6 protein-coding genes are annotated in these 4,115 nt (G+C 38.3%); all 6 read left to right on the forward strand.

Annotated elements, in window-relative coordinates; genetic code table 11:
• On the forward strand, window positions 1-980 hold a 980-nt coding region (locus FZ041_RS14495), incomplete at its 5' end, for a class I SAM-dependent methyltransferase (RefSeq protein ID WP_187626397.1).
• The gene (locus FZ041_RS14175) at window positions 965-1,750 is read left to right on the forward strand and encodes a radical SAM protein (RefSeq protein WP_255449452.1); all 786 of its coding nucleotides are present in this window, start codon (window positions 965-967) and stop codon (window positions 1,748-1,750) included. The genes FZ041_RS14495 and FZ041_RS14175, both read left to right, overlap by 16 nt.
• Window positions 1,751-1,898: 148 nt before the next feature.
• Complete coding sequence (locus FZ041_RS14180) at window positions 1,899-2,687, forward strand: type I restriction-modification system subunit M N-terminal domain-containing protein (RefSeq protein WP_255449456.1); 789 nt, start codon at window positions 1,899-1,901, stop codon at window positions 2,685-2,687.
• 156 nt (window positions 2,688-2,843) lie between these two features.
• Window positions 2,844-3,170, forward strand: a complete 327-nt coding sequence (locus tag FZ041_RS14185) for a 7(1) septoil knot domain-containing protein (RefSeq protein WP_149190043.1) — start codon at window positions 2,844-2,846, stop codon at window positions 3,168-3,170.
• A gap of 42 nt (window positions 3,171-3,212) precedes the next feature.
• Window positions 3,213-3,683: a hypothetical protein gene (locus FZ041_RS14190; protein WP_143142197.1), complete on the forward strand. Its 471-nt coding sequence runs from the start codon at window positions 3,213-3,215 to the stop codon at window positions 3,681-3,683.
• A gap of 53 nt (window positions 3,684-3,736) precedes the next feature.
• Window positions 3,737-4,115, forward strand: a 379-nt coding sequence (locus FZ041_RS14195; RefSeq protein ID WP_222931178.1) for a hypothetical protein, incomplete at its 3' end; no start/stop codon positions are given.

The raw sequence follows: 4,115 nt of genomic DNA on the forward strand, positions 1-4,115 counted from the left end.
GAGATGTCCAATTTGAAGCTGCATTTATCGATTTAAATTATTCAAGTGATTTAGAAACAAATCTGCGTGAGTATTCAGGAGTACAAGTGGTTGCTGGTGCCTATGAAGATGTGATAGATGATTTCTTAAAATCTAAGACGGGGTGTAATGTATTCTTATATATCGACCCATATGGTATAAAGGCTCTTGATTGTTTGAAGTTTGATTCCTTTGCTAGTGGTCGGTTTAACACAATAGAATTACTTATAAATATGAATTCCTTTGGCTTTATCCGAGAGGCATGTAATGCCTTAGGGACAAACTATACGCTTAGTGATACTAGTTTTTTTGATGAACTTGTTGAATATAATCCTACTGTGTTAGATGCAACGGATAAATCTATAGAAGCATTAAATCGTATAGCTGGTGGTGACTATTGGAAGAATATTATAAAGAGGTATAAACGTGGCGAGCTCGATGGTTATCAGGCGGAAGAGTCCTTTTCTAAACAATATTGTCAGAGGTTGAGAAAAAATTATAAATATGTTTTGAATATGCCGATTCGTATCAAAAATACTCAACATCCGAAATATAGAATGATTCATGCTACAAATCATTCGGCTGGCTGTGTTTTAATGGCTGATAATATATGTAATCGTTTGAACCTTTTGAAAGATATTCAGAACGAGGGGCAGATGACGCTGTTTCAAGAGGATTATAATAATCAAATCATAGATGAATGTATAATACGTGATTGTGTGAAAAAACATTTTTCACAGTATAACCAATGGATGTCTCTTACTGAAGCACAAGCACTATTTTTTATGGAATATGGTGCGATATGTAAAAGGGGCGATATAAATAAAACTCTAAAAAAGCTGATACGGGATGGATGGCTTGAGGTCATGAGAAGTAACGCGTGGACGGAAAAAGGAAGACCATCAACTTATATGACAGAAGGGCGAGGGAGAACGGTGTCAATAAAGTGGGTGAAAAGATGAAAGTTTCAGGATACATAGAAAGGAAGAGTATGCTATATAAAACAGGTGTTGAATATGGTGATTATACAATGAATCATGTATTCGGCTGTTCACATGGCTGTAAATATCCTTGCTATGCATATCTAATGAAAAGACGATTTGGTCAAATTGGAACATATGAAGACTGGTGTCATCCGATTCTAGTATCTAATACACTGAAACTATTGGATGATGAAATACCAAAGTTAAAAAATAAAATTGAATCTGTACAGCTTTGTTTTACTACAGACCCTTTTATGTATGGATACCCAGAGATTGAAAAAATGAGCTTGGCAGCTATACGAAGATTGAATGCTGATAATATAAAATGTTGTATTCTCACAAAAGGGTTGTTGCCAATTGAACTTAGAAATCTATATAGTGAGAACGAATATGGGATAACTTTGATTTCTTTGGATGAAGAATATAGGAAGAAAATGGAACCGGGAGCGGCACCATATGAAGAAAGACTGTTGGCATTGAGGGCATTGCATGATATGGGTTGTAAAACTTGGGTGAGCATAGAACCATATCCAACGCCGAATCTAATTAATCAAAATCTTGGAGAACTTCTTGAAGCAGTCAGTTTTGCAGATAAAATTATTTTTGGTAGGACAAATTATAGTAAAATAATTTCTGAGTATAAAGATAGTAAGAACTTTTATAATGAATGTGCAGAAATGGTTATAAGTTTTTGCAGGAGGAATGGCATTCAATATCATATAAAGGAAAAGACACAAACAAAAGAATGAGGTAGAGAACATCATAATGATGATATGCAGAAGCCTATATGTCGTACTACTAATAGAAAGAGATTTTTTGAAAACAATGGATAAATTTAGTATAATATATACCAATGGTACAAGATTCTGATTAATTAAGGCAAGGGATGATAGAGATATGGCATCACAGGAATTGAATCAGGCGCTTTGGAATGCCGCTAATGTTATGCGCAGCACGATGAGTGCGGATGAATACAAGGATTATTTGCTCGGCATGATTTTCTATAAGTATCTATCTGACCGTCAGCTTTATGCGGTGGTGGATTTGCTGGAGGATCGTAAGCCGGAGAGTTTGGATGAGGCGCAGCTGCTTTATGAGGAAGCGCGGCAGAGTGAGGATTGGGAGGATTTGAAGGCGGAGCTGGAGGAAAATTACAGCTTTGCGATTGAGCCGCAGTATACTTTTACGGCTTTATATAATGAAATCAACAACAAGACCTTTACTACCGACCATTTGCGGCAGGCGATGCGGGATATTGAGCAGGGGGGTGAGGCTATCCGCGGGCAGAAGCTCTATGAGGATTTGTTCGAGGATTTCGATATTGATTCCAAGAGCCTGGGAACGACGCCAGCGAAGCGCAATGCGATGCTTTCCGATGTGATGAAGGAGCTGGCGCATATTGATTTCACGCAGTATGGCGCGGATGCGCTTGGCGATGCGTATGAGTTTTTGATTGGCCAGTTTGCCGCTGGCTCGGGCAAGAAGGCGGGGGAGTTCTACACGCCACAGGCGGTTTCGGAGCTTATCACGCGTATTGTGACCAAAGACAAGGAGGGGGAACCTGCTTTTTCCATTTATGACAAAATCATGGCTTATCTGATACAAGTACATAAAGGCACAAAGACCTCGAACCCCTATGAAATAAGGGCTTCGAGGTCTTTGTGTTGTTGTGGGGGAGCTGCATAAGCAGAGGGGGGGAAGGATATAGGCAGGGATTTGTGGTGCCATAGCTACGAGGGGGTTGCAAATAGGGGAACGCCGTTTGCAGGGTGTGCAAAATGGTTATGAAAGCAGGATTTATGGTTGTACTAGCGAAATTGATATTTGTGGAGGTGACTGGACATGAAAAAACTGCCCATAATATTCACGATTATTCTTCTGGTTGCCATGACAATTCCAGCTATGGCGGCATCTGCCATCAATCAGGATGGTTACTACAAAGGTATCAAACTATGTGGCAGGGTGAAGGTTGTGGAGCATTTTGCCGATATCAAAGTCAAGGTAGTGGATTCTTTTCCTGACCTCAAGGTGAAGGTGGTTGAGTCATTTCCGGATGATATAGGTGAGTGGAAGTTCGTGGAAAGCGGGGAAGACTTCACCGTTCAGTTCGTAGACAGCTTTCCGGATATCAAAATCAAGTATGTGAATTCGTTTCCGGGAGTGAAATGAATCACGAAAATCACTTTAGGCATATTTAATGGAGGGATTTTGTTGGGAGTATCGTTTAGGCATTCTGCTGGCTTTGGTAAGCGAATCGAATATATGCTTATTGGCAAGATGCTAATGGAAGGATTGGATGTGTATGTACCTCTTGTAGATGATCACGGTGTTGATTGTGTAATTAAAAAAGAAGATGGAACATACATAGAAGTCCAGATAAAAGCAAGGTCAATGGAAGTTAATGATGGAGATGCAGCACTCTTTGCAGCTATTTCGCATGAACCACAGAAAAATTATTATTTTATATTTTATTCTGAACGTATGGAAATGATGTGGATAATGTCTTCGGAGGAATTTCTGCGTGAGTGTTATACTAATAAAACAGGAAAAAATACTGGTAAGCATGTGATTTGGTTCAATGGAAACAGAAAAAACAAAGATACTGGCGAAAAAGAAGAATATTGCAAAGAGCAATTTCAATGTTACCTAGAAACTGATTTTAGTAGATTTCATTCTAATTGATTTATAAAATTAATTACGGTGGTGAATTAGATTGTGTAATTGGGGGATAATATGTGGATGTTTATACTGAAAAAGTAGATTGCACTAACGTGAAATCGGTAAAGGAAGATTTACTTAAATTCTTAAGCGATTATGAGGTTTATGTATATACGAGAGCAGATAATGGTTATGAGTACTTGGGCAGGTTTAGTTTTATGCTAGTCATTAAGAATCCATATAGTAATGAAACATTGGATATAGAACTAGGTGGAAGCTTTACGGTATTTTTCTCTAATTGGCATGCGCATTATTTTGCTTTTGACAATGACTATGAACAAATGAAGAGGGATATAAAAGGTTTGTTGAGCGGTTCTATAGGTGCGTTGTCAGTAATGGATTCTTCTAATAAGCTAATCGTAACAGATTTGTGTAGTGCGGATTTTACAAAAATGA

The organism is Pseudoselenomonas caprae, from assembly GCF_008271345.1.
GTDB lineage: Bacteria > Bacillota > Negativicutes > Selenomonadales > Selenomonadaceae > Selenomonas_A > Selenomonas_A caprae.

Bases quoted from the DNA above. Each gene is read 5' to 3' on its own strand.
- FZ041_RS14180 (WP_255449456.1), top strand. From the start codon at position 1,899: ATGGCATCACAGGAATTGAATCAGGCGCTTTGGAATGCCGCTAATGTT.
- FZ041_RS14185 (WP_149190043.1), top strand. From the start codon at position 2,844: ATGAAAAAACTGCCCATAATATTCACGATTATTCTTCTGGTTGCCATG.